Source organism: Geomonas agri (assembly GCF_020179605.1).
GTDB lineage: Bacteria > Desulfobacterota > Desulfuromonadia > Geobacterales > Geobacteraceae > Geomonas > Geomonas agri.
On sequence record NZ_JAINZO010000004.1, the window covers coordinates 1 to 26,919 of the forward strand.

The 26,919-nt window shown below is 56.3% G+C and carries 18 protein-coding genes and 1 pseudogene; 4 read left to right on the forward strand and 15 right to left on the reverse strand.

Going from position 1 to position 26,919, the window contains the following annotated elements; genetic code table 11:
- Window positions 1–318: 318 nt before the first annotated feature.
- Window positions 319–1,323: an NHL repeat-containing protein gene (locus K7R21_RS19840; protein ID WP_224985035.1), complete on the reverse strand. Its 1,005-nt coding sequence runs from the start codon at window positions 1,321–1,323 to the stop codon at window positions 319–321.
- 304 nt (window positions 1,324–1,627) lie between these two features.
- Between K7R21_RS19840 and K7R21_RS19845 the strand changes: the two genes are divergently transcribed.
- Window positions 1,628–2,248: a tetratricopeptide repeat protein gene (locus K7R21_RS19845; RefSeq protein WP_224985036.1), complete on the forward strand. Its 621-nt coding sequence runs from the start codon at window positions 1,628–1,630 to the stop codon at window positions 2,246–2,248.
- A 185-nt stretch (window positions 2,249–2,433) separates the two neighbouring features.
- On the opposite strand, the gene K7R21_RS19850 is transcribed toward K7R21_RS19845, so the two are convergent.
- The 12 genes from K7R21_RS19850 to K7R21_RS19905 all read right to left on the reverse strand — a co-directional run bounded on the left by K7R21_RS19850 (window position 2,434) and on the right by K7R21_RS19905 (window position 18,808).
- Window positions 2,434–4,335 (reverse strand): tetratricopeptide repeat protein, encoded by a 1,902-nt coding sequence (locus K7R21_RS19850; protein ID WP_224985037.1) that lies wholly within the window; start codon window positions 4,333–4,335, stop codon window positions 2,434–2,436.
- A 75-nt stretch (window positions 4,336–4,410) separates the two neighbouring features.
- Window positions 4,411–6,219, reverse strand: a complete 1,809-nt coding sequence (locus tag K7R21_RS19855; protein WP_224985038.1) for a tetratricopeptide repeat protein — start codon at window positions 6,217–6,219, stop codon at window positions 4,411–4,413.
- A gap of 151 nt (window positions 6,220–6,370) precedes the next feature.
- Window positions 6,371–7,054, reverse strand: a complete 684-nt coding sequence (locus K7R21_RS19860; RefSeq protein WP_224985039.1) for a glycosyltransferase family 2 protein — start codon at window positions 7,052–7,054, stop codon at window positions 6,371–6,373.
- Window positions 7,055–7,237: 183 nt separating this feature from the next.
- Window positions 7,238–7,978: a glycosyltransferase family 2 protein gene (locus K7R21_RS19865; RefSeq protein ID WP_224985040.1), complete on the reverse strand. Its 741-nt coding sequence runs from the start codon at window positions 7,976–7,978 to the stop codon at window positions 7,238–7,240.
- A 45-nt stretch (window positions 7,979–8,023) separates the two neighbouring features.
- Window positions 8,024–9,868 carry a tetratricopeptide repeat protein gene (locus K7R21_RS20875; protein WP_224985041.1) on the reverse strand — a complete coding sequence of 615 codons (1,845 nt, stop codon included), beginning with the start codon at window positions 9,866–9,868 and terminating at the stop codon, window positions 8,024–8,026.
- 18 nt (window positions 9,869–9,886) lie between these two features.
- Window positions 9,887–11,524, reverse strand: coding sequence for a tetratricopeptide repeat protein (locus K7R21_RS19875; protein WP_224985042.1), 1,638 nt, complete (start codon window positions 11,522–11,524; stop codon window positions 9,887–9,889).
- A 25-nt stretch (window positions 11,525–11,549) separates the two neighbouring features.
- A complete protein-coding gene (locus K7R21_RS19880; RefSeq protein WP_224985043.1) occupies window positions 11,550–12,491 on the reverse strand; it encodes a class I SAM-dependent methyltransferase in 942 nt (313 codons plus the stop codon).
- Window positions 12,492–12,690: 199 nt separating this feature from the next.
- Complete coding sequence (locus K7R21_RS19885; RefSeq protein WP_224985044.1) at window positions 12,691–13,602, reverse strand: cytochrome c3 family protein; 912 nt, start codon at window positions 13,600–13,602, stop codon at window positions 12,691–12,693.
- Between the two features lie 193 nt (window positions 13,603–13,795).
- Complete coding sequence (locus K7R21_RS19890; protein ID WP_224985045.1) at window positions 13,796–14,935, reverse strand: TlpA disulfide reductase family protein; 1,140 nt, start codon at window positions 14,933–14,935, stop codon at window positions 13,796–13,798.
- Entirely contained in the window at window positions 14,935–15,384 is a 450-nt protein-coding gene (locus K7R21_RS19895; RefSeq protein WP_224985046.1) for a tetratricopeptide repeat protein, read from the reverse strand. The genes K7R21_RS19890 and K7R21_RS19895 overlap by 1 nt, the downstream gene beginning before the upstream one ends.
- A 169-nt stretch (window positions 15,385–15,553) precedes the next feature.
- Complete coding sequence (locus K7R21_RS19900) at window positions 15,554–16,939, reverse strand: cytochrome c3 family protein (protein ID WP_224985047.1); 1,386 nt, start codon at window positions 16,937–16,939, stop codon at window positions 15,554–15,556.
- A gap of 15 nt (window positions 16,940–16,954) precedes the next feature.
- Window positions 16,955–18,808 (reverse strand): tetratricopeptide repeat protein, encoded by a 1,854-nt coding sequence (locus tag K7R21_RS19905; protein WP_224985048.1) that lies wholly within the window; start codon window positions 18,806–18,808, stop codon window positions 16,955–16,957.
- A gap of 448 nt (window positions 18,809–19,256) precedes the next feature.
- On the opposite strand from K7R21_RS19905, the gene K7R21_RS19910 reads away from it, so the two are divergent.
- Window positions 19,257–19,667 carry a tetratricopeptide repeat protein gene (locus K7R21_RS19910; RefSeq protein ID WP_224985049.1) on the forward strand — a complete coding sequence of 137 codons (411 nt, stop codon included), beginning with the start codon at window positions 19,257–19,259 and terminating at the stop codon, window positions 19,665–19,667.
- 779 nt (window positions 19,668–20,446) lie between these two features.
- Here the strand turns inward: K7R21_RS19910 and K7R21_RS19915 are convergent.
- The gene (locus K7R21_RS19915; RefSeq protein WP_224985050.1) at window positions 20,447–22,774 is read right to left on the reverse strand and encodes a YfhO family protein; all 2,328 of its coding nucleotides are present in this window, start codon (window positions 22,772–22,774) and stop codon (window positions 20,447–20,449) included.
- A gap of 165 nt (window positions 22,775–22,939) precedes the next feature.
- Here K7R21_RS19915 and K7R21_RS19920 point away from each other — a divergent pair, with 165 nt between their 5' ends.
- Together K7R21_RS19920 and K7R21_RS19925 are read left to right on the forward strand one after the other, a co-directional pair.
- The gene (locus K7R21_RS19920; RefSeq protein WP_224985051.1) at window positions 22,940–23,692 is read left to right on the forward strand and encodes an OB-fold nucleic acid binding domain-containing protein; all 753 of its coding nucleotides are present in this window, start codon (window positions 22,940–22,942) and stop codon (window positions 23,690–23,692) included.
- A gap of 98 nt (window positions 23,693–23,790) precedes the next feature.
- A pseudogene (locus tag K7R21_RS19925) lies at window positions 23,791–25,004 on the forward strand (ISL3 family transposase).
- A gap of 95 nt (window positions 25,005–25,099) precedes the next feature.
- Here the strand turns inward: K7R21_RS19925 and K7R21_RS19930 are convergent.
- On the reverse strand, window positions 25,100–26,785 hold the full coding sequence (locus tag K7R21_RS19930; RefSeq protein ID WP_224985052.1) for a tetratricopeptide repeat protein: 1,686 nt from the start codon (window positions 26,783–26,785) through the stop codon (window positions 25,100–25,102).
- Between the last annotated feature and the right edge of the window lie 134 nt (window positions 26,786–26,919).

Consider the following 26,919-nt stretch of genomic DNA (forward strand, 5'->3'; position numbering starts at 1 on the left):
TGCCAGGAAATTCAGCGCTCTAAAGCCGGCGTATGACGGAGGGGATTGTGGACTTGGCGGAAACAATCAGACTGTAACATTACAAAATAATTACATTTTCGTAATGCTAAATCTCGCTGCGGATGGGGGGAGGTGAAAACGGGAATGTCAGGGTGGATTTATTTTTCTGATGAGCCTGTCTGCCGCCAGAGCGAAGCGCTGCTTCCCTCTCCCTGTGGGAGTGGGTCAGGGTGAACGGGGGATGGTTGACTGCGCCCCTCACCGGCCAACGGCCACATGTCCCCCGCGGGGAGAGGGGTACGCGGCGGGAGAAATGGATTATTCCCTTGAAAGCTGGTAGACAACCACCCCACGCTTGCGGAGGTTGCTGATGTAGGCCCGGTTGCCGCTGTCCACAATTAGGTCGTCGGGTGCGATCAAGTCGCCCGGGCCGAAACCGTGCTTGGCAAACTCGGTAATAAGGGCGAAGTTGCGGTCAAAAACCATCACCACGCAGCGCAGCTTGTCCACCACCAGGTAGTTGCCGTTCCGGTCCACGGCGACACCGGTCGGTACACCGAAGAGACCCGGCCGGCTGCCTCGGCGGCCATAGGTTCTGCCGTTCGTGCCTTCACTGCTCACTGTGTGCAGCTTTGCCGTGGCCGGGACCGTGAAAGCAAAGCCACCGTCCCGGTCCAAGGTGAAGCCGCCCAAGCCGGTGTCGTTGCGCTCCTGATCGGAGTAGCCGGCCGCCAGGGCCAAGTCGACGGCACGGATAAAGGTACCCTGCTCATCGGTCACCACAAGCCGCATGCCGCTCATGCTGACCAGATACAAGTGCTTGTCGCGATCATAGATCCGGTTGGGAGTGAATCCAGTGAGTTCAGGAGGAAGTCCCTTTAATGGGATTTCACCCAGTTGTTCGCCCCGGTAGTTGCAGAGCATGAGTTGAAACCTGTTGTTTTTGCTCGTCAGCAGCATCAGTTTCTGCTCACTGGTGACCGCGATGTCAACAATCGAGCCGATAGACGCATCGGAATCAATGCGGAAGATTTCCATGCCGCTGGGGTTGAAGACGGAGACCGAGTCGCCATTAATGACATAGACCTCGCCCTTGGCAGGATCAGCCTTGAGCCGAGAGGAGTTGAACGGTTTTGCACCGGAAAAGTCCGACAGTTTGTGGAGAAAGGTGGCCTTGTATTCCTCTGCCTTTACCGCGGCAGGCTGCTCAGGTTTGAGGGCTGTTGCGCCCGGCTGCTCCCCAGCGGCGTGAGCCGGGAGGAGGACCATCGCCAGATGAAGGAAGGAAAGCAGGGGCAGGATGTATAAAAAACGTAATGCCACGGAAGAACCTCACTGTTCAGTGTAAGGGTGTGGGTGAACTGCAAAACCCTGTTAATCATAACCTGCTGATACCCTTCAAGTAAAGAGCAAAACTGGAGCTGGGTTTCGCCCTGCGTTGCAGAACCGGCTTGTTTTAGGTGCAGGAGGGTGCATAAGAGCAAAGCCCAATACCGGCCGTGCTGTCGTGCCTGCATTTTGGCGCGTTGCATCGGGCGCTATGTACGGCTGTTCATATTTTGAATTGATTTCAAGCCGCAGTCGTAGTTTAATGTGTCGTCGTCAAACCCAGCGCGGAGGAAAACTTATGAAAAAATGTTCCATACTTGCGACAGTTGTGACAGCCGTCATCCTGGTGGCCGTTCCGGCTCTTGCGGATTACCGAATTGGCATGGGGGCATACAGGGTGAAAGACTACAAATGGGCTATGAAGGAATTCAAGGCCGATCAGAAGAACCCCAATTCCCTCTACAACTTGGGAATCATGTATTATAAGGGGGAAGGCGTCAAGGCCGATCATAACCAAGGGATTGAGTGGATTCGCAAAGCCGCCGAAAAGGGGCATGTACAGGCGCAGTTCCTGCTCGGCACCTTTTACGACTCAGGTAAGGACCTTGCCCAGGACCGTGCAACCGCAGCCCAGTGGTATCGCAAGGCTGCTAAGAAGGGCCACACCCAGGCCCAGTTCAATCTGGGGCTGATGTACGTCAATGGCGAGGGAGTCGAAAAGGACCACGGCAACGCGGTGGTCTGGCTGAAAAAAGCAGCCCGCGGCGGGCATCAGGATGCTGGCAGACTCCTCAAGACCATGGGTGAGGATGTGCCTGCTCAGGCCCTGCCCAAGAAGGGCAAGGCCGCGGAAGGAGCAAATGCTCCCGCTGCCGGCACGCCGTCAGCATTGCCACCAGGTCACCCTCCAATGCAGTAGATTTGCAGATGCACCATTCCGTTCGTCCGGTTCCGCAGGGGCGAAGCAAAAGCTTGACTTGCTTCGCCCTTTATATTGTGCCTTTCTACCACTGAGATCAAAGCTGGGCGAAGCTGATAAGCCTTGCTCCGCCCCTAAGGGCAATGTTTTTGATCGGGAATCAAGGACGATGTTTCTTGCCATATTCATTCCAACTGCCTCAACCGTCTCAGCCAGTCCCGGGCCATGGCGGAATCCGGTTTGATCCGTAACACCTGCCTGAAGTATCCGGCCGCCTCGTTATTCCTGTTCTGTTTGGTCAGAAAAACCCCGTAATTGAAATTCGCCTCCACCGAATCAGGGTCTATCCCCAGCGCCTGTCTGAAATAGTCGGCCGCTTCGTCGAATCGCCCCTGCTGGGCAAGCTCGACGCCAATGTTGACCGGGGCCCTGGCCGAGTGGGGCTCAAGCCGCAGCACCGCCTCGTAATGCTGCCGGGCCTCATCGCGGCGTCCGCTCTTCAGGAGCAGGATGGCCAGCTGAAGATGCCCGTCGCTATTTGACGGATCCAGCTTCAGGGCCCGTTCATAACAGGTCAGGGCCTCGTCGACCTTCCCCAGGCCGGCCAGTGATTTGCCCATGTTGACCACGGCCATCACGTAATCCGGCTTGAGCCGCAACGCCTCCCGATAGTGTTCGATCGCCTCGGCGTACCTCCCTTTACGCTCCAGCACGGTCCCGATGTTGTTGTGGGCAGTTACTGAGCGGGGCCAGATCCGCAGCGCATCCTGGTAGAGTTGCAGGGCGGATTCGTAATCGCCGGCTTGGTCCATGGCAATGCCGTAGTTGTTCAGGATCAGGTAGTTGTTGCGGGTGACCGCCAGGGTGTGGCGGTAGAGTGTGATGTTGTTGCGCCAGTAGCCGATCTGGACCCAGGTCGTTGCCGTTATGGCGCAGACGGCCAGTCCGGCTGAAATCATCAGGGCTTCCCGGCGGCAGCGCCACTTCTCCAGCAGCTGCGGGACTCCCCACGCGAGCATGATGAACAGGCCGGTCAAGGGGATGTAGGTATAGCGGTCGGCATGGGACTGGCCGCCGACCTGGACCAGGCCGATTACCGGCAGCAGGGTTATCAGGAACCAGAGCCAGCCAACCGCCAGCCAAGGGAAGCGGCGTCCCACGTAGAGCACCCCTGCCGAGATTAGTGCCAGCAGCAGGGCGGCGCCCACCAGCTGCCCCAGCAGGATGAATGTGGGAAAGGGGTAGAGCATGGCCAGATCATGGGGCCAGAAGGCGTCCACTATGTAGGTGGCATAAGCGATCACGGCATTGCCGAAGCGCAGCCCGAGTGGGGCTTTGTCCAGAGTCGCCATCGCCCCGCCGTGGTGCTGGGCGTAGATGGTAAATGCCGAGGAGAGCACCGAGAGCAGCAGAAAGGGGATTTTCTCCATCGCCAGTTTAAAGACTGCCGGTTTTGCTGCGGCAGTTCCCCCGCCCTCTGCCGGGCAGAAACGGTTCAACGGCCACCAGTCCAGCAGCAGCATCACCAGCGGCAAGGTCACCAGCATCGGCTTGGTCATCAGTCCGACAGCGAAGCAGGCCAGGGTCGCACCGTAGCGGCCGGCACCAGGATTTTTGACATAGCGGGCGTACAGGAGCAGGGTCAAGGTCCAGAAAAGCCCGCTGAGGACATCCTTACGCTCGGCAACCCAGGCCACCGATTCCACGTGCAGCGGGTGCAGTGCAAACAGGGTCGCCACAAAGAGGCTCTGCCAAGGTGCGGCAGTGATCTGCGCGAGCAACAGGAATAGCAAGAGGGCCGAGAGGGTGTGGATGATCACGCTGGTCAGATGGTGGCCGTAGGGGTTGAGGCCGAACAGTTGGACATCGGTCATATGGGAGAGCCAGGTGACCGGGTGCCAGTTAGAGGCGGTGGTGGCAGTAAAAGCCCAGGCGATGGTCCAGGCTTTGAGGCCGTCCTTGACCACCGGGTTAGTCGTGACATAGAGCGTGTCGTCAAAGTTGATGAAATCATGGTTGGCGGTCTGGGCATAGACCGCCAAAGTGACCAGAAGCATCAAAATGCAGAGCAGATGGGCTGGGCGCATGGGATTCCTTTCATTGTTCGATGAGCACTGACCGTATTCCGGCAAGACCGGGGCGGCGGGTCGCCTGTACGGTTTTTACCGTTTCCCCGTCAGCCGGAGCAGGTTGTTCCTGGCGTTGGCGTTCTGGGGATTGAGGTTGACCGCCCGTTGTAATTCGATGATCGCCTCGGCGCTCCGCCCGCTCCTGTCAAGGGCGATGCCCAGGTTGTGATGGACCTCGTCGTAGTCGGGGATGATGGCGGCGCAGGCTTGGTATTCCCGGATCGCCCCGGCGAGGTTGCCCTGGGCCAGGTAGATATTTCCCAGGTTATAGCGGGCCATGGCGTCCCCCGGTTCCAGCTTCAGCACGGTCTGGTACTGCTTGATGGCGTTGTTAAAATCCCCCATCTGCTTGTAAACAATCCCCAGGTTGTTGTGCAGCTCAAAGTTGCCCGGCTCGATAACCAAAGCCTGCTGCAGTTCCCGGCGTGCTTGGTCGAGGAGCCCCTGCATGCCGTAATAGAGAGCCAGGTTCTGATGGGGCCTGACTTTGGCCGGGCTCTTTGCAGCAGCGTCCTGCCAGAGGGTAATCTCGCTCTGCCAGACCCGATTGCGCACCACTGTCGCCGCGCAGAGCGCGACGATCAGAATTGCCGCGATGATGCAGAATGGTTTTTCATCTCGGGCATATCGACGCGACCACGCGGCGCCGAGGGTGGTGACGGCCATGATGACGCCGATGGAGGGGAGGTAGAGCCGGTATTCGGCCTGCAATTCCCCCAAGGGGATGATGCTGGACTCCACCGAGAGGGCCACGAAGAACCAGATGATCCCGAAGGGGATGATCCGGGATTGCGGCGTTTCGTTGTTCCGCAACGAGCGAAACAGTCTACAAGCTGCCCATGCAAAAAGTGACAGGAGCAAAAGGAGCGAGGCCAGCACCGGTAGGGAGGCCAGGCTGTGCTGCACGGGGATGTCGTGGTCGATGTTCTGCCCCGCAGGGAAGATGAGCATCCGCAGGTACAGGACGATCACCCGGAACTGGGTCAGCAGGTAATCGATTCGTGAGATCTGGGATGAGTCGGCGGCGGTTATGGTGCGCATGGTGCTGTCGAGAGCGGTGACGCTCCCCTTCTGGAGAAAGACCAGCAGCGGAATGATCGGGAAGGTCAAGGCCAGCGGCGCCAGGGAGCGGAACCGCTCGCGCAGGCCGGCGCGGAAAAAGGAAACCTCGTAGAGGGCGATCAGGAACGGCAGGGTAAAGGTGAACTCCTTGCACAGCATTCCCAGGGCGGCCGAGAGGACGGCCAGCGTCTGGAAGAAGCGGCCGCGTGCCGCCGGAGCTGTGCGGAACCTAATATATGAAGCGAGCGAGAGCAGGGAGAAGAAGGAAGCCAGCAGCACGAAACGGGAGGTGATGTAGGTCACGGCATGGGTCTGGATCGGGTGGCAGAGAAAGAGCAACGCCGCGGCCAGGGGCAGCAAAACGGAGGCAGGTTCTCCCTCCCTCTCAGTGCGGGCGCACGTCATCCCCCTGAAAGCGTGGTCCAGTATGGCGTAGAGCAGCCAGGCATTGAGGATGTGCAGCAGCAGGTTGAGCACATGGTAGCCGACCACGCTCAGCCCGCCCAGTCGGTAATTGACCGCCAGGGACAGATACCCCAAGATGCGGGTCATGAAGGCAGAACGGAGGGCGGGGGGGATGCTGGTGGGGGAGAGGGAACTGCCCCCGGCTATATCACCCGGGGAGAGAAAGGTGCTGAAATCCCTGATGGCCGGGTTGTTGACGACATAGGCGTCATCGTCGAACTGGAAGGGCACCGAAAAGGTACCGGCGTACGCCAGCAGGCCAACCAGAGTGATCAGCAGCGGGATGATGTATGGTTTGCGGAACAGGTTTGTCATATAGGTATTCCGTGTGGTGACCGTCAGGCCGCCCTGCTGCAATTGTTCATCAGATTTGTAGTGGGCAAAGCAAATGTTTCTCTTGCTTTGCCTTGTCGGCCAGGGGGCAAAGGCGGGCAAAGTTTGCTTGCCCCCTTCAAAATCCCAAACTTTAGCGCAGCAGGTTGTACTTGAGAATGCAGCGCAGGGCGGACAGGCCATCCTTCCAGCCGATCTTTTTCCCCTCCTGATAGGTTCGCCCCGCGTAGGAAATGCCCACTTCGTAAATCCTAATGTTAAGCTTCGCAAGCTTGGCGGTGATTTCCGGCTCGAAACCGAAGCGGTTTTCCTCGATGGTTATCTTTTCCAGCACCTCTCGCCTGAAGACCTTGTAGCAGGTCTCCATGTCGGTCAGGTTCAGGTTGGTCAGCATGTTAGAGAGGAGCGTCAGGAACGAGTTGCCCAGCATATGCCAGAAATAGAGCACACGCCGGTATTCACCGGTTACGAAACGGGAGCCGTAGACCACATCCGCCTTGCCTTCCAGGATGGGCTGAATCAGTTTGGGATACTGGCCAGGGTCGTACTCAAGGTCGGCGTCCTGAATGATGACGATATCGCCGGTTGCACTATTGAAGCCGGTCCGAAGCGCAGCACCCTTGCCCATGTTGCGCTCGTGCCGTACAACCCGTGTGTCCGCGCTTTCGAGTCCGCTGAGGATCTCGCGTGTGCCGTCGGTGGAACAGTCGTCTACCAGGATGATCTCTTTTTCCAGGGGCACGGCCCGTACGCTCTCGTAGAGTTCAACGATGGTAGCCTTTTCGTTGTAGACCGGTATGACGACAGATAGTTTCATGTTTTTCCTTTCGTTCATTTCTAGCCCTTGCTACTACAATTAAATCAAGTTATGCAAGGTCAAAACTAACGTCTCACCTGCTTTGGCCTTGCTGCCATGTCAATCCAAGGTGAATGCCTGCTTTGTCCAACCCTGCTTTGCTCTATCCTGTCCGGAACCGTGCGAGCGAAAGAGCCTTGACGATCATCTTTCAAAAATTTTTGACAAGCAGACCCCCCACTTGCTGAGGCGGAACTGCAGCGATGTTTTCAGAACACCCAGGCCATACGTGACGCTGCGGCGAAAGTTGATCGACGAGGCATCTTCAAAATATTTCGTGGGGCAGGTGAGTTCTCCGATGCGGTAGCCGAACCAGATAATCTGGGCAAGCATCTGGTTGTCGAAGACAAAATCGTCAGAGTTTTTCTCAAGAGGCAGCTTTTCGAGGATTTCCCGGCTGAAGGCACGGTAGCCGGTGTGATATTCCGAAAGTTTGTGGTGCAGCAAGATGTTCTCGAAAAGAGTCAGGAAACGGTTGGAAATGTATTTGTAAGCCGGCATGCCCCCTTCCAGTGTGCCAGGCCCTAAGATGCGCGAGGCCAGCACCGCATCGAATTCGCCGTAGGCAATCATGGAGGCCATGGCCGGGATCAGTCTGGGAGTGTACTGGTAATCGGGATGAACCATGATGACAATATCCGCCCCCAGTTCCAGAGCGGCCTTGTAGCAGCTCTTCTGGTTGCCGCCATAGCCCTTGTTCCTTGTATGCACGATAGTATGGATGCCGATGCTACGGGCAATCTCCGAGGTGCGGTCGCGGCTGGCGTCATCCACCAGGATCACGTCGTCGACGATCTCTAAAGGGATTTCGTGGTAGGTTTTTTCCAGAGTCTTTTCGGCATTATAGGCGGGCATGACAACGATGATCTTTTTCCCGTTCAGCATGGTTGATTCCTTTGTCGTGATGTGATGTTCTCTGCAACTAAAACTCTACTTTACGAGCAATCTTTGTGCGGCTTCCAGGCCCTTGCGGGCTTCCGCAAAGGAGGGGTTGATCCGCACTGCGGCACTGAAGTGCTCCACCGCATCAGACATGTTCCCCGCTCGGATCAGCGCGATCCCGAGGTTGTAATGGGCCTCGGGAAAATCGGATTTCAGGGTGACTGCCTTGGTCAGATAACGGACTCCGCCGGCGATATCGCCTTGCATTGCCAATGCCAGCCCCAGCGAATAGCATATCTCGGCCTCGGCGGGCTTGAGCCGCAGCGCCTCTTTGTAGTGAACTATCGCCTCGGCCGGCTTTCCCGTCTCGATCAATACATTGCCCATCTGGAAGTGGGTATCGACGGAGTCAGGGTAGGTGCGGAGTGCGGCAGAGAAGTGCTCAACCGCCTCATTGTACCTTCGCTCTTTTGCCAGGACTACACCCAATTCGGTATGGCTTCGGTCGTCGTCGGGGCTGATCCGCAGCGAGGCCTGAAAAGCGCGTTCTGCCCCGGCCATATCACCCTGTTGGGCCAAGGCGCTACCCAGGAAACGGTAGGCAATGAAATTACCCGGGACTACCCTGCCGGCGTGTTCAAAGAGGGTGACATTGTCCTTCCAGAACCCGAGCTGGTGCCAGGTGCACACCGCGAGTAAAGAAAGAACCGCACCGGCCGAAATGACAAGCGCGTTCTGCCGGAGGTTCCAGCGTTCGGCGCAAGCCGGCACCCCCCAAGCAATCATAATGAAGATCCCCATCAGGGGAATGTAGGTATAACGGTCGGCCATAGCCTGCTGCCCGACCTGCACCAGCCCGATGACCGGCACCAAGGTGCCGAGATACCAGCACCAGCCCGACAGCAGGTAGGGATGGCGGCTGCGCAGGTGCCAGACCACAACAGAAAGGGCAAGGAGGGCCAGACCGGTCAGCAGGCCGCTGGCGATCGTCAGGGTTGCTGGCAGCGGGTAGATGATCGCCAGGTTCTCCGGCCAGATCATATTGCCCAGGTACCTGACATAGCTGAGCAGGGCGTTGATCAAGCGGAACGGGAACGGCATCGTATGGATCGAGGCCACCGCGCCTGCCTGAAACTGAGCATAATAGGTGACGCCGCACGACAGCAGCGAAAGGACAAAGAAGGGGAGTTTTTCCATCACCAACCGAACGACCGGGACAGTTCTCTGTTCATCATCCCCCCTTCCCCATGGCCTGAACCTCTGCAATGGCCAGATATCCCACAGCAGCAGCACAAAGGGAAGGGTGACCAGCATCGGTTTGGCCATCAGCCCGGCAGCATACGCCATGAGGGCGGAGAGGTAGAGAACGGCGCGAGGTTTCTCGCGGTCAAGGCTGTACAGCAGGATGGTCGCCAGCATGAAAAAGGCGCTCAGCATATCCTTGCGTTCGGCGATCCAGGCGACTGATTCGACATGCAGCGGATGGAGCGCAAAGAGAGCTGCAACGAAAAAGCTCTTAAGATACTCGCCTGTTGTACGGTAGAGCAGGCACAGCAGCAGGAGCGTGTTCAGGATGTGCAGGAATACACTGGTCAGGTGATGCCCGGAAGGGTTGACGCCGAAGAGCTGCACATCCAGCATGTGGGACAGCCAGGTCAGGGGATGCCAGTTCGCTGCCGAAGTCGTTGTGAACGCCCAAAGAACGCCGGTCCGGGTCAGCCCGGCTTTGACGGTGGCATTGTCGGTGACATACAGGTGGTCGTCATAATTCAGAAAACCATGATGGTACACCTGACCGTACACAAGCGACACGGTAAGGACGAGCAGCGCAGCAAGCACTGTTTTGCCCCATAGTGATACCCCTTCGTGATGATGGCTGGTTTGAACGGGCACTGCACTTCCTCCCTGCGGTTATCTGGTCGGGGCTCCGGACAACGCCCGGCGCAGCCGTGCGATCCGCTGCTCGCCATCCGTTTTGTATTCGAGATAGGTCATGGGCACAACCTGCATGAACTGTTCGTACTGCTGCAGTGCCTTCTGCGGTAGGCCCCATATTTCATAGATCTTGCCAAGGTTGAAATGCGCCATCGCTTTGTAGGGGTCAGCTTTGCCGTTCGGCGACAGCAGTGCGATGGCGTAATACCGCTCTGCGCTCCGCAGGTCCCCCTTCATGGCGGCCAGCGTTCCCATCTGGGTCAGGGAGTCCGAGTTGGCCGGATCGATGCGAAGGGCCGATTCCCATTCCCTACGGGCTGCCTCAAGATCGCCCTTGTCTTTCAGGGCGGTGCCGAGATGGTAGTGCGCCTCGGCTGAACCGGGATTGTTTTTTACCCCGCTAGCTGCAAGAGAATAATAATCCTTCCACTCCCGGTTACGCTGGACCGTCACCGCGGAAGAGGCGGCAACAAGGGTCGCAACCACCACTGACAAAATCAGGCGGGCCTTATCCGTTGAACGGACCCATGCGGCCAGGGCACCGACTACCATGAAGAAGCCGATGGCAGGCAGATAGAGGAAACGCTCGTTTACCGGGTCGCTTGGGATCGGGACGATATTTGAGATCGGCACATAGTTTATCAGGACCCAGGCAAGACCGAAAAGCGCGACCCTGTTGCGGCTGCGCACCATCAGGCAGATGGCAGTGAGCAGTGCCGCCCAGGCTGGGAGGAACCAGGGAGAGGCAAACAGTCCCCCTTTCGGCACCGTGTGAAAGATGGTCAGATCTGAGGGGAACAGCAACAGGGTGAGGTACTGGGGTACTATGTAATAATTTATCGCCAGTCGGCTGAGAAGGCCCTCGGCCGGAACAGTTGTGCCCACCATACCGTGCAGGGAGTAGGAGCGCAGGGCAAAGTACGCGAGTGTGGCGAACAGAAAGGGGACAAGGGTGAGCAGACGTTCCCGCCACGGCCGCCGATCATCCTCCTGTCCAGGCAGCGCAACCAGGCAGTAGATCGCAATCACTGCGATCAGCATGAGGCCGGTCTCCTTGCTGAGCAGGGTACAGAAGAAGAGCAACGCCGACAAAAGCGGCAAGCGCAGCCCCCTTTCCCGGGCTTTCACGAAAGCGAGCAGTGACGCCAGGCTGAAAAAGAGTGCCAGCAGGGTGTTACGGGCCGAAATGAAATTGACAGCTTCCGTGTTGACCGGGTGCACGGCAAAGAGCAGTGCGGCGATCAGCGCCGCTTTCGGGTCCGCTAGAAAGCGGCGGCAGACCAAGTAGAGCAGGATCACGTTGCCCAGGTGAATGATGATGTTGACGCCGTGGTACCACGCGGGGTTCATGCCGGCCAGTTGATAGTCCAGCAGATAGGTGGCCCGGTTGAGGGGACGGTAATACGGTTTGACCACATCCGGAGAAAGCAGTACGTCCGGAATGCTCCGCAGAGTCAGCGTCTGGGGGTTATTGACGATAATCACCTCGTCGTCCAGGACAAAGCCGTTGTTTATGCTGACCGCATACACGAGCAGCGTGGCGGCTAGAAGGATCAGGAGCGGCTGCCAGAGCTGGGAATTGCTGTTGTGGGGAATGTTGTCAGATGCTGTCATGTCACCTTTCTATCTGGAACAGATTTTATAGTTCCTCTGTTTTTTTATCGTTCATCCGTGGCGTAGGGGCGGCCACCACAATCAGGGTCCCGCCCTTGCCCAGCAACGTACTTAGGGTCAGCACCGGCAGCGACAGCAGAGTAAGCAGAGAACCGAGCAGGCAGGCGTAGACCCGCCCCCCCCCGCCGGTTTCCCCCTGTTTGCCGGTCAGGGTCTCGAAGAAAACGTTCGGCTCCGGCATCAGGTAGTTGAGGGCGCTCTGGGACCATCCCAGCAGATCGTATTCAATTTCCTGGTGCCAGGTCCGTTGGACGGTGAAGCCGGCCCCGGCCAGCGCGTGCCGCAGCGCTCCGATGGTGAAATGGTAGAGATGGCGCGGCACGTCGACATGGAGCCATTTCGGTCCGTATAACCGCGCCTGCCAGCCGCCGAAGTCGGGCACGGCGATGATCACCCGCCCTTCCGGTTTGAGCAGCCTGGCAACATTATTCAGCATGTGCGGTATGTCACGCATGTGTTCCAGGGTGTGCCACATGGTGATGCAGTCATAGGTGGCATCCTCGCGGAACTCGGCAATGTCTTCCTTGACATCCAGCCCCTCTTGGCGGGCCGCCCGGGGATCAAGTTCGGTTCCGACCACGTCCCAGCCCCTATGCCGTGCCGCCAGTAGGAAGGAGCCGTCGGCGCAGCCGATGTCGAGCAGCCGCCGTCCTGGTTTGCCGGGCAGCGCGGCAGCGATGAAGCCGAGGCGCCGGCTGATGCAATGCCGCAAAGTCAGGCCATGCCGGTTGCCGTAATAACGATGGCCATAGTAGCGGCCCAAGTCGTCAGGCTGCGGTGAGGTGTGCCCCAGACCACACCAGGTGCAATCTGCGACCGCGAACGCCTCCCCGGTCAGGGGATCATGCGCTTCCGGGTACCGGGTTACCAGGGCCCCTCCGCACACGGTGCATTTTTCTGGTTTCATAATATTCTTCCTCGAGATCGGAAGCATCTTATACTTTTCCCCGGGAAAAAACCCGGTGCGACCGTCATCCTGTTTGATTACGTTTTTGCCGAGGACGGGCGGGTTGTATCCGCTGCATCCCCCTTTGCCTCTCTCTGACAGCCGGCCCTGTAGCTAGAACCAGGGCGAAAGCAGCCTGCAGATGCCGCGCCCTCGCCTGTCAGAAGGTGTGACACGTCCGGCAGTACTCGGTTTTGTAGTCCGGCCCCCTGTAGTTGGAAAGGAAAAATAGGGAGTCACCGGCATGCGGATTATGGCAGGATACACAGGAAAACTCGGAGCCTGGCTTGAGGGGGTTGCGAGGCAGCAGCAGGGGATGTCCTCCCCCTGAAAAACTTTCAATGACGTGCGGGGTTTTAGGGACGAGATCATGGCATGTGGTGCAGAGGTCATACGGGCTCTTCCTTAAAAGGGAACTGAAGGATGCGGCATGGGGGTTATGGCAGACGATGCAGTCGTCGTCAACCAGCGGGCCGTGAATGTATTTTTTTGATTTCCAGAGAGAAATCGGCTCCTCATGGCATTCCACGCAGATGCGTTTGTTTGCTGACAGGGCGCCGGGCGCGCCCTTGCCGGATAATTGGGTATGGCACGTGAGGCAGGACCATACCGCTGCCGGCCCATGAACAACCGGATTGTCGCTCAGCAGTTTCTTGTGGCAGATGTAGCAAGGTGATTTTTCGCCGGTTCCCGCTGCATCCACCTGGCCTTTGAAGTCGATTCGATGGCAGGCGTCGCAGAGTTTGCTGGTGGTGCCATGAAACTTATAGTCGGTGAAACCTTCAGGCAAGCTGACATTTGCCGGTGAGAGCGGCACGCGTAGCGCAACGGTCCGTATGTGCTCGCCGACCTTCTTTTGGTCCTTTATGGTGACGACCCTGATCCGGTTTTCGCCGGGAGACAACATGACGCCATCAATGCAGACGATTTTTCGGTCCGTCGGCACGGATACCGTCTTCTGCTTGCGGTTATTGACGAAGATCTGCACGGTATCCAGTTCGAATCCGCTGTGTGAGAGTACAAGCGCAAGCCACTCACCCGTGACGGCACTCCTGTCAGGTGGAGTGATCATGGACACTGTCGCCTGTACAGGCTGAGAGAATAGCGCGACCGCCAGGACGGCGTACAATGCACTTGCCATGCGACGAAATATAGGTTTCTGATTCATCGGGTCGGTTGCCGTAAAACCGTCATGCTGGGATATCCTTCCGGGCTGCGGTATAGAGTTCGGGCAGAAACGGGAGCTATTGCGAGAATCGTGTCGTTCACCGGGCCTGAAGAATCTTTTCGAGGGCCTGCAGGTAGGACGAGGCAGCTTCAGGCATGCGCCCCTTCTCTTCCAGCAGTTTTCCCTTGTATTCATAAATGACTGGATCACGCGGGTTGATCTGTGCCGCCTGTTCAAACAGCTGCATCGCTTTGTCCATATCCCCGCTGCGCCCATGGGCCAGTGCCGCATAGGTAGTGCATTCCGGCAGGGCGTTCGATATTTTCAACGCCTTTTCAAGCAGGGTGACTGCCTCACCTGTTTTCCCCTGTTTCAGCGCAATGAGCCCAAAATCACATAAAGCCATGACGTTGGCGGGGTCACGTTGAAGCACCTGTTTCAGTTCTGTGCTGGCACGGTCATCCGCCCCGCGCTGGGAGTACACCCTAGCAAGTGAGATTCTCGCCAGCAGGAATTCGGGGTCGGCTTCGACGGCTTTTTTCAGCCACATCTCGGCATTGTCGGCGGTATATTTCGACTTCTGCAATGCCTTTGCCATGTTGAAAGCCCGGACTGCCGCAGGGGCGGGCTGGCGCGAAATCGTGCCCGTAGCGGCCGGCTTCCTTCCTTCGATCGTTTCTGCAATGAATTCAGCCAACTGCTCGGCGCCTTCCAAGGGGTAGCCGGACAGTTCGAACCTAACGAACCTGCCGCCATCCACGACTACGGTGGAGGGAAGCGCGATGACGCCAAAGTCGTTGAATGCCGCCAGCCCCTGGTCCAGCAGCACCGGATAGCCCAGCGCGAGTTTGTCGACCATCGCCTTCACAGCGGTGATGGTCTGATCGCTCAGGTTCTGTTCGTCAGCATTCACGGCGATAACAGTAAAGCCCCGGTCGCGGTACCGGTCATAGAGCTTCTGCATCCGGGCGAGGACTTCGCCGGACTTGGAGCTCCAGGTCGACCAGAAGACCACGGCGGTAAGTTTCTCCCCCTTCAGTTCGGCGAATCTCCTGTTCTCGCCCCGGATTCCCTTGAGAGTGATATCAGGCGCCTGCATGCCGACCTGCAGCCGCTGCAGTGCGGCAGCGGCCGGGGTGTTGGCCAGCCCGCACACCAGCAGCACCCCGATGAACAGGATTGTCGGCATGAAAGTCGTTTTCGCCATGGATTTTTTTCTGCACGGAAGCTCTGCCATTACCGTCTCCCCTGCCGGAATTTACTGATCCCCTCTTTGAATTCGGCCACCGCCCGGTTGAAATCACCCTGTTTCTGATAGATCAGGCCGAGTTCATAATGTAGCCGGACCGGGTCGGGGCTCTGGAGCAAGGCCCCCCGGAGCAGTTTCTCGGCTGCCGCGAGATCACCCTTCCGGGCTAGAACCGTCCCCTTGCCGGCCATTGCCTCGACATTTCCGGGATTGATCCTGAGTGCCGTTTCAAAATAGCCGAGCGCCGCATCAAATTCACCCCGTAACAACAAAGCATTCCCCAGCTTGGCATTGGCGGCAGCACTGGTGACATCGACCGCCAGCATAGCCCGTGCTGCGGCCAGGGCGTCGTCGCTCACCGCCATCCTCACCTGCGGCGTCTCGTCCGGCGCCGATTGGCCGCCGTATGCTGTCAGCCGGCAGAGGGCAAGTGCCATCGCAAGGCATACGCCGGGCAAAATTGTTATACCTGACCGCTTGGACACGGCACGCTCCAGTTTTTATATGCGTTCTGCTCGAATGTTGCACTATATCAGATCAGGCCAGCAGCTTACAGGCCAAAATATCGCCCTGCCCGGGATGCTCCCCCGGCGTGCCGGCCGAAGATCAATTCTTGATTTCATGCTCCCTGTCATAGGAGAACTTCTTGTGACAGCCGGGCAGGCAACTCCCCCCCCCGTCCGTCTTTGTGAATCCCACCGGAAGATTCCAGTTGGCTGAGCCGAACGGCACGGAGTCCCTGATGTGGCGCGGGTTGTTGGTGGCGTGGGCATCGTGGCATGCACGACAAGTGCGTCCCTTGACCGGTTTGTTGACATGGACGAAATGAAGGTTCTTCTGGTAATTCCTGAATCCGGTCAAAGTTGTGGTCAGTTTTACACTGGCAAGCGACTTTTCGTGGCACATGAAGCACAGCTTGTAATTGTCCGGGTCGTAGCCTGCATAGAAAAGCGGCGGGAAATTTTCTCGCAGGATCCTGAAGTAGTTTGAACCGTGGGCATTGTGGCAGCCGGAGCAGTCATTTTGTCGTATCGGGCCATGATGGTCCTTGTTTTTTTCCAGCAGTTCCTTCATGTTCTCCAGTCGCCCGCTGGCTGAGGTATAGACGCGGTCATGGCACCCAAGGCAGAGGTCGCCCGACTGTTTGACGAGCATTTTGGGATGTTCGCTGGCGTGGGCGTCGTGGCAGGCAGTACACCCCTTGTCGGTATCCAGCCCCTTGTGCTTGACGCTTGCGGCCAAGATCTCATTGTTCTTCTGCCGGTGGCAGGAGTAGCACAGGTTGGTACTGTCGGCTTTCACCATATAGCGATAGGGAGCGCTGTGGGGGTTGTGGCAGTACAGGCACGACTGTTTGACCGGGTCATGCAGAAATTTCGCGTTTTTTAACTGATCCGCCTTGTCGGTATGGCACGAAAAGCAGAGGTCATTGCCATCGATCAGAAGCAGCTTTCTCATCTGGCTCTGATGACCGGCGTGGCAGGCGTTGCAACTGCCGACGGCCACCGGCCCATGGACGAACGTACTGCCGGCAATGGATTTTTTGTGGCACAGAAAGCAGAGATCCGCCCCCGCTGCACGCAGTTGGTACTTGTTGGCGGATTGGTGAGGATCATGGCATTTTATGCATTGCCTCTGTTTAACCGGCTGGTGGACCACGGCAAGGGGTGCGCCCTGCTCGTGGCATTCGACACACTGTTTGCCGCTGTCAGAAATAGGTTTAAAGGAGTGTTTTCCGGTCTGAACATGACAGTAGGTGCATTCTCCGCGGGCAATCGGGCCATGGACGTACGACAAGGTCCCCATCCCTTTGTGGCATTCGGAGGTGACGCAGGCGGTTTGCAACGGCGGAGACGAAACCGCCTGATCCGGGCTCGCCGAGGCCTGTCCATACAAAAGGATGATCAGGCACGCTGCAATCATGGTAATCATTGACGTGCAGGCGAATAACGGATTCTTTCTCGCGTGAAAAGGTTTCACGTCGGCGGGCATTCCTTCCTCCTGTCCTTATCGGGTCAGCGAACTAATTAACCCAGCATATTCCGGCAAGGTGCGTATAGCGTCAAGATCACGGTCATGGATAAGTGCGTATTTATCACTGAATCCCAGCGCAAGTGATGACTGCAGGTGTTGCAGCGCAGCACGCCTGTTGCCGCTCAACGACTCTACGCAGGCCAGGTTGTATTCGACGTCGGCATTCGTGCCAGAATGGGAAACAACCTTTTGCAAAAAAAACCTGGAATCGGCCAACCGGCGTGTCCGCAAGGTGATTATGCCCAACTTAAGGTTGGCTTCCCTTGACTCCGGCTGCAAGGTCAGCGCCTTCCGGAAGGCTGTTTCAGCATCTCCCAGGTCCCCGGACTGGTAGTAGTTCGCGCCGAGTTCGAGAAATCCTTGGGGCAGTTTCGGGTAATAGCGGGTAACGTCCAGCAGGTAGGGGCGCCCCGCCAGCGGCATGTTCTTGGCCCGGTACAGGGAGCCGAGATGGGCCAAGGTGTCAAGATGACGCGGATTTTTCTGCAGAATGCGCAGGTATACCGGAAGCGCCGCATCCAGATCGCCCGAGTTCTGAAGTGCCTGGGCCCAGCCATAGAGTGCCACATAGTGGGTAGGCGCCTTGCGTGCCGCGTCGTTCCAGAGCGTCAGGTCGTTTTTCCAGACCCCGGCCCGTGAAAATGAGAGCAGGGCCAGAGCCGTGAATACCAATCCGGTCAGCAGTAGTGCCAGTGCCCTTTGAGCGCCGGAACAGGTCTCAAACCAGTAGGCCAGGCTGCCGAAGCATACTGAAGCGCCCAGCATCGGGAAGTAGAGATAACGGTCGTTCATCAGCGTAACAATCGGGACGATCTGGGAAACCGGCAGCAGTCCGATGAAGAATAGGCTATACCAGAACAAAAGCCCGCGCTGCCTGCGATAGAGCATGATTCCAACCGCCACCAGAAGGGCCAGAATAGCTGCCCCCAGCAGCACGGCGCCATCAACTCCCGTTCGCACGGGCGGGTCGTAGATTGTGCTGAGCCCTGTCGGCCAAAACAGAAGCTTCACGTAACGGGTTAACACGGTCAGCATCGTGAAAAATGTCGCAAGCCGGCTACCACCGTGGTAGCCGGTGCGGCCGCCCCCCAACCCCGGCATTTCGCCCGGAAGCTGGCTTTGCATAGTCACCCAGGCCATGGCGGCAGCGGCACAGAAGAACGGGATGATTGCCAGATGCAATTTGTCGCGCTTTGACCTTTCCACGTAGCAGAGGTCATACAGAAGCAGCTGGAGCGGAAAGATGACAGCGACCGATTTGGAAAGCAACGCGCATACAAAGCAAGTAAAGCTGGCCAGGTACGCTTTCCCTCCGCCATCCCGGCCGCGCTGTCGGTAGGTGATGTACGCCGCAAAACCGCACAGACAGAAAAACATCGCCAGCAGGTTCTTGCGTTCTGATATCCAGGCCACGGATTCGACCTGCACCGGATGGATGAGAAAAATGAATCCCGAGGAAAAGGCCTGCAAGCGGCTGAAACCGAGCCTGATGAGGAGCATGTATAGGATGAGCCCATTACAGGCATGGAGGGTGATGTTTGTCAGGAAATAACCCGCCGGCTTTATGCCCCAGGCCACATGGTCGATCATGTACGAAATCAGGTGAAGCGGGGCGTAATTGCCGAGATAGCTACGGGCGAACACACTCTTCAGGTTCTCAAGGGTCAGTTTTTTCACCGCCTGATTGGCCAGGACGTATTTTTGATCGTCCCAAAAGATCTGGAAATCATGTCCTAGGATGCGAATATAGACGGCTATGGTAATGACGAGTAAAACCGCTGCTGGAAGCAGATGGGGCGTTATTTTTTCAGAGTAGTATCGCTTCATTTCTCCAACATCCAAAAGCATGCCACCTGGGTGGATCGCCCTTTTGCAATGAACCGAACTTGCATGCAACCTGAAGCTGTCGGCCGTTGATGCATGACATACAAAAAAGACAATCGCAGGCCCAGGGGGATTGGCCGCACACACTGTGCCTCTACAGAATCGTATAGGGCCCAAGGAAAATTGGAACCGGCCGAAGATCATCTAACTGTGGTTTCAATTACCATGTTTTGATAGGCTAGTGCCAGCAAAATATGGATCTTGGCTATTTGTACCGCACCATACACCGTTGGATCGTAGCGTGCGCTCAGCTGCGGTACACCAGCGCGTGAAGGTCTTGACAATTAATCGGGCTGCTATTACATTCAAGCCAAAATTATAAAAGAACAGCACCCGTTCTGAACCGTTTGGCGAAGCACGGTCAAAATCAAGCGCAACCGGAGGATTAGTGATGCAACGACTCATATGTATTATGCTGTGGTGTGCCTGCTTACTTTTGACGGGTCCAACCCTTTCAGGAGCCGCATACTTTGACGGCATGGAGGCCTACCGGCTGGGCGATTACAAAACAGCCTTGCGGGAGTTCAAGGCATCGGATGACGATGTCAAATCACTATATATGCTTGGCGTAATGTTCGAAAAGGGCCATGGGGTAAAAATCGATTTTACCGAGGCTGCCGCCTGGTATCATAAAGCTGCCGACAAGGACAGTGCGCCGGCCCAGTACCGCTTGGGGCGTCTCTATGAACGGGGCCAGGGGGTCGAACAGAACCTCAATGAAGCCATTAAGCTGTACAAGAAATCTTCGCGGCAGGGGAACCAGGACGCCAAACTTGCTTTGAAAAGAATTGAAACACCGTGATTTCTAATCCTATCCCGGACCCTTGATCAGGCAAAGCGTAAGCACCTGGTGTCCACACCGTAGATAGCCCTCTTATCGAGGCTTGGACGCCGATGCCGTCATCGGGTGCGTGCAAAAATCATGACGTAGATTTCAAGGGCAGGAAGCCCAGTAACGAACCCCATACCTCCGATACCGACCTCGATGCCCGCCTCTATCGCAGGGTAGGACGAAAGAGGCAAAGTTGTCCTGCCAAAGACATACGTTGATGAAAATCGTAGCGGTCTGATCGTGAAGACCACGGTAACCTAAGTGAGTGATACCGGTGAGTGCGAAGCTACTAAAAGATGCTGCAGCGACTGACAGAACGACCCAACGCATGACCTTGGGCGCTGACAAGGAGTACGAGACCAAAGGGTTCGCTCAGTGACTGCGTCGGTACATTGCGTGTCCTGCCTGCCTTCTTCATACAGCCAAAGCCTTCTTGGATTGGTATTCCCACCATCGATTCCTGTAGTTCTTAAATAGAGAAGATCGCCACGAACTTGGCCTACTGACCGCCACTTAACAACCTATTCCGAATGAGGAACCTCGGCCTTGTCGCCTGAGGCTGGAAAGATGCCTCTTGGGGGGCCTCTGGTTGACCAGTAACGAGTTGTAAAAGAGCAAAAACGGCTACAGTAGCGAGTAACGCTTCAAAAAATCACTGGTGGAGCGGTCGTCGCTTCACGTAGGGATGAACCTGTCATAATACACTGCAGCCATGTCGGTCCTAAACCTTCAGTGTCAATCGGGTTACTTTACGGTGCTGTCACCCGTAATCGTCGCCATTCCACGACCGCTAATGAAATCAGGGCAATTCCTCCTGCCACGCTGATAAGCAGGCCAATACGCACCTCTCGCGGCTCATAGTTCATTTCTAGTACGTGTTTCCCAGCGGGCCAAGGCACAGCTCTGACCGCATAATCAGCCCGCCATATCGGCACATCCCTGCCGTCTATTTTTGCACGCCAGCCAGGCCAATACGAGTCATTGACGACCAGAATACCATCTTCTTTTGAGACTGCCTCGATCCGCAGATGGTTGGACAGGCGAGTACTGGCGAGAACCGAGCCTGCCCCAAGAGCTCCTGCCGGTGATGCACCTTCGAGAACTACCGATGCCCCCCCCCGTTCGAGAATGCCGGTCAACGCCTCCAGCGCTTCTTTTTCTCCTGGCACGAGTGTGACCTGCTCCGCAAACATTGCCCACGGACGGTGAGGGACTTGCCATCCTGCAAAGTCCCAGTCGGGATTTTCCAGCACTTTGTTGCCACCTGTGCTCGCAGCCCTTGCCACCTCGGCTTCATTGTCAGAGTGCGGGTTCTTGATGATCACATGGGTCAGTGCATAGCGCCTCAAGGCGGTTAAGGCCTGGATGCCAAACTGGCGATTAAGAGTCGCTATCAACAGATCAAAGCGCCGGGGGCGCAGCCCGGTATAGGTATTGATTTGGTCAATGTGCGATGCAACATTGTATGACGGTGCTCCCATGTGGGATTGGCCGCCTGTCTGGGCGTCGAATTCGTCTATCCCCATCTGATAATTGTAGTTTTCTTCAAATGGTGTCACAATTCTGGTCGGCTCGCCGCTGATTGCGACTTTCTGCAAGGGCAACGGGTCAAGGACGGAGCGAGTTCCTGCGTGCAATGCATAGTGCGCGCTGAAAAGCCCCTGTGCGAAGACCAGCCCTGCGGCAGCCGCGGGGAAGAGAGAGCGCGTTGCAGCCCAGTGCCCAGCAGCGGCGATCAGGCAAGCAAGCGCAAGGAGCGGCACGCCTGCGTGAACCAGTCCTCTCGCAAGATTACGGATCGCCTGCGGTGCAGCGCCATTGGCAGCGGTTCCCGTCAATAATGTTTCGAGTCCCTGCCAGTTGGGCAGCAGCAGCGCCAGCCCTAGACATGCAAAGCCGACGCCTGCAGCAAACAGCAAACATAGTTTTGAAGGGCGCTGTGCGATCCGCTCGGCGCCGAAAGCGGCCAGCAGTGAGAGACAGAGGGTTAGGGGACCGACCATTTTTTCAGCGTATCGAAACTTGCCCCATACCGGCATGAGATGTGTGAGCTGTTCTGCCCCGAGGCTGGTGCCAAGCGCCAACCAGAGTGCTATCAGGGTTGAAACACCGAGTATCCTAGTTATGCGTGAATGCGCTACCCCTGCGAGCGCCAGCAGAAGCATGCATGCCCCCATATGTACGCTGGGCAAGAAAGGCATCTCCAGCCCCGGCCTGGCAAGCCCGCCAAGCCACATGAATACAGGCCATTTGGTCACCCCTTGGCCGGGACTGCCGAAAAAACCCGGCGCGATAAACTCAAGAATGCGCCATGGCGGAAGAGCCCACTGCAGCCGGTCGAATAAGTCCAGATCAACCCCGCGGGTGGTTTCGCGTAAAAACAGCAGCGTCGGGACCAGTTGCAGGCCGGACAGCGCGGTTCCGACGGCTATGCCTGTCAGGGCTCTCCTGAAACCGCGCCCCGCCCCCCCCTCCAAAGCCAGCGCCGTGCCGAGCAACAGCGCAACGATTGTCCATTGGGGGTCTCCCGCGAGATGCATCGCTGCCGTTGCTGCGGCAGCGATGACAACACCAAAGCGGCGCTCGTCGCCAGCCCCCCTGATTGCCGCAATGCACCACGGGGCCGTGGCTGCGGCGCACAGGTACTGGGTATTTGAGCTCAATCCAAGCACATACCCAGAAAGGCCGAAGCCGAGGCCGGCCAGCGCGGCTGCTCCGTATGAAACACCGAGCAGGCGGGCCAGGAGCGCGCCACCGATGGCGGCCAGCATGATGTAAATGGTTATAAAAACATCCAAACCAGCCTGGGGGAACAGGAATGCACCGATCACGGATACAGGATGGAGAACACCGTGCATCAGCTGCGCGAAGAGAGGAATGCCGAGTACTTCATACGGGTTCCAGAGCGGCAGTTGAAGATTTCGTAGTGCATCTACGACGAGCGGCCGGATCGGCTGGAACAGTTTCGAGGAGTCGCGCCAGACGAGGGTGTGACCTGTTGCAAGCACCACCAACGCAGGGGTAACCGCCCCTACCGCCACTGCGGTAATCCAGATGAGAAAATTGCGCCTTGACATGAATTCTTTCTATCATCTTTCATGGAACCATTTCCAGAGAAATCGATTGAGGAGGGTAGAGCGTTATTGCGTACTGTTGGCTTGCCAATATGTGGCAAAGGATGCTAGTATGCCCAAGATAGTTTCCGCGGCCCTTGGGCGGCATCAAAAGACAGGGAGTACACAATGAAGCACTATGTAAACAGGTTATTTTTTTCTCTTATTCTCTCTATGTCGGTTGCAGGAACCTGCGCAGCTGCAGTGCAGGAAGCAGAGCAGGCAAAACCTGATGGGAGGCCGGGGATGGGTAACGATGTGGCTACCGGCATCGGCGGTAAGATCGTCGAAACGATGACAAGCGGTGACTATACATATGTTAACCTGGAAAAAGACGGGAAGAATGGCTGGGCGGCGTTCCCTGCAATGCCTTTGGCTGTGGGACAAGAGATTAGCGCCGTCAATTGCACACCGATGATGAATTTTCAGTCCAAAGCCCTCAACCGCACCTTCGATAAGATCATGTTCTGCAACAGAATATTGACGCCCGCCGAGGCGGAATTGCTCAATAAGAAGTCAATGGGCAGCAATGTGGCTGTGCCAATCTCTACAGAAAAGATCGTGATCGATCAGTCAAAGGGTGAGAACATGTATACCGTAGCCCAATGCTATGAACAGAGCGTTGATCTGGACAAGAAACTGGTCACAGTAAAGGCGAAGGTAATGAAGGTTTCTAGTGGGATAATGGGCAAAAACTGGATACATCTGCAGGATGGAACGGGTGAAGCGTTCAGCAAGACCAACGACTTGGTGGTCACCTCTAAGGAACTCCCTAAGGCAGGTGATGTAATTATCATTTCCGGCACACTCTTCAGGAATAAAGATTTCGGATCGGGTTATAAGTACAAAGTGATATTAGAAGAAGCGACAATCAAGAAATAAATGTTCTTCTGAGAATTCCGCGAGGATTTATAAACGACAGCGGCAGCACTGCTGTATCTAGATGGTCCCCACCAATCTCGATACGCAGGAGGCTGCCGTTGTCAGTTTGTGACTACATTTCAATCGCTGGAGGCTGGGAAGGATATCGTGTAGCTGAACTCGGTCCATCGAGGGACGGCAACCAGAAACGCATTGAACTCGAGTTGGGTCCACCATTCGAGGCAATATGGTCTCAGTCCCCTGTGGTCAACACGGTTCTACGGTATATTAAAACGCAAAGAGGACCTGGCGCGACCGGCCAACCTCTGGATGCTCAGACCTTTCTGGTCGTTCTTCTACAAAACTGTTGTGTCCGCACGGTGGGCCTGCTCTTAAGAATCTTTCCTGGGGGGAAATATGCGAGGGTTACTACTAGGCTGGCAGCAAGCGTCGCCAAGCTTTGCGATTTCGTTGCTATAAAGCGCTGCATATATGGGTTTATCGTGGAACCAGATGAAGGACGATTGACAAGCGCTCGCCGAGAGATCGAGTTGGAACCGTCGATCCGTCTATGGTCGAGGTCATCGGATGGACGAATTCGCTCTGTACAAGGGACATCGCTACACAACGGTAATAGTCGAGCCGAGCCGGAAGGAAGTACTCTGTATAGGTAAAGGCAGGAGTAGGGAGAGCATTCGCCCTTTCTTCAACTTGTTAGGCGAAGACGGATGCGAACGGTTGAAAGCCGTCGTTATGGACATAATGGTCTCCATGAGGAGGAGAACAAAGAGCACTCCCCGCAAGCCAAGAGCGTCAGCGACCTCTTCCACTCTGCCGCAAAATTTCGCAGAGAAGTAATAGACAGAGTTCGGTGGATGAAGCAAGCAGGCTAAGAAAAGACAAGAAAGTAAGAAAGGTTGTAGAAACAGCACGATGGCTATTGCTCTTCGCAACAGCTGAAAACGCCAAAGACGCAGACATGCTTCGCCTCCAAAAGCTGTTTGAGGCCAACAACAATTTCTTCACGGTTTAACTACTTAAGGAAGACTTCATGAAACTATGAAGCCCCCCATGTCTCGAAGAGGCTGAGATGTTTTGGGGTCAGTGGAGCCGAAGGGCGCTGGAGAGTGGAAAATCCGCTGGCGCTTTTTACCCGGCGGCTCGAACTACCAGAGAGGGATTCTAAACCAATGCCAGTGGCCGCTCCAAACAGGCAGCTTCGAAGGGCACAAACAACAAGATCAAAGTAATCAAGATAATGGCTCACGGCTTCCGGGGCCACGATTACTTCTTTCTCAAGATAAGAGCAGCTTTCCCTGAAATTACCGGATGAACCGAAATAAAGGCCCTTTGTCAGTTTATCCGGAGAAGGGATGGCCGCTACACACAAGCCGGGAACTGTTGCAAAGACCCGGCTTGTGTTTCTTTTCAATTTCCCTGGTCTGGCTGCTTCGTGATTTCACTGAAAGAGTTAATATCACGTGTCAGCTTCAGGTTCGCTTGGTATGCCTTATTTCGAGGATCGAGGCGTACCGCGGTTTCAAAACTCAGTAGCGCTTCATTCATCCGCCCAGTGTTTGCCTGAGCGTTACCCAAGTTGAACCAGGCTTTAGCGAGTTGAGGATTCAGCTTTATCGCCATGCGAAACTGCTCAATGGCACTGTCCGTCAAGCCTTTGGTGCCATAGGCTGCACCCAGATTGTTGTGCGTGTTGGCGACGTCATTTCGCGGCCCGGAACCCTCCCGGAGTTTTATAGCAGGAGGGTACAGTCTCAATGCAGTTCTGAACTGGTTAATGGCCTCGTCTACCAGTCCCCTCTGTAGTAGCCCTTCTCCGAAACCATCGTGGGTCAGGGCCACAGCCGGAGCCTTTTTCACCGCATCGCCCCAAAGCGTGAAACTGTCCTGCCAGACACCAATTCTGAGGGAGCTGACAACGGCGCATGCGACGATCAACCCGGCCATTAAGAGCACGCGCAGCATGGACCTTCCGGAGCCTACCCATTCCTTCCAGGTGACGCTGGGCAGCACCGTGCCACTCAAATATGCCGCAGCGCCCAGCATCGGAAAGTAAAGATAGCGGTCGTTCATCAAGGTTACGATGGGAACGATCTGGCTTACCGGGATCAGGCCTACGAAGAAGAGCGCATACCAGAAGAAGTGTTCCCTTTTCTGCCGGTAGAGCCACCATCCAAGCCAGATCAACATAGCGCACGCCCCAGCAGCCAACGCTACTGCTGCATCAATACCGCTCTTGATCGGCACATCATAGAAGGCACTTAGATCAGTAGGCCAAAAGACAAGACGCAGGTAACTGAGCAGTACTGGGATCATCGTCAAAAATGTGGCAAAGGGGCTGCCGCCGTGATACGTGGTTATACCGCCATGTGTTTCCGAGTGGCTGATCAGGGCTATGAAAACGGTCCAAGCGGCAAGGGCCATGAACGGAACCACGGCGACAATGCTTTTTTTGAGACATCGCCCGCCGCCGTAGCACAGGTCGAAAAGAAGGATGACCAGCGGCATGACCACAACCACTGATTTCGTCAACAGCGCCGCAAGGAAAGAGATCAATGATAGCAGGTACCAGCCCCGTGTGGAGCCTCCGCTACCCTCTCGGTACTCACGGTAGCAGCTCAGGCTGGCCAGAAAGAAGGACATCGCCAGCACGGTCTTCCTCTCCGCGGCCCAGACGACCGTTTCGACCTGCACCGGGTGCAGCAGGAAGATCAGGCTAGCAAAGAATATCCATATTCTCTCCCCTGCTAACCGTCGGAGGAACGCATACAGCAGCAAGCCGTTGAGCGTGTGCAGCACTATGTTGGTGAGAATGAATCCGAAAGGCCGCATCCCCCAAATTTCGTAGTCGATCATATAGGAAACGAGGTGGAGTGGAGCGTAGTTGCCGAGGGAAAAGGTTGTGAACGCCGCTTTCAGGTGTTCAGCTGTCAGCCCCCTGATGGCGTCGTTTTCCAGAATATACTGCCGGTCATCCCAATTTATCAGGAAATCATGACCCAGCGCCGGCCAGAAGAGTGCCAGCGATAGGGCTGACAGTAGAGCCAATGAAAAGTAAAAAAACAGCTTATCGTTTGAACTGCTACTGTTAGGCATGTCTATAACGTGGGCACCTTGGCTGGTCTAAACTCTGTGTTGAATGCATTGGGTACATGCCTTATTTCGATCACGGCGTCTGGCTCAATTCTTGCTGATAATTTTACAGTTATCTGCTTGTATTTTACTCAATG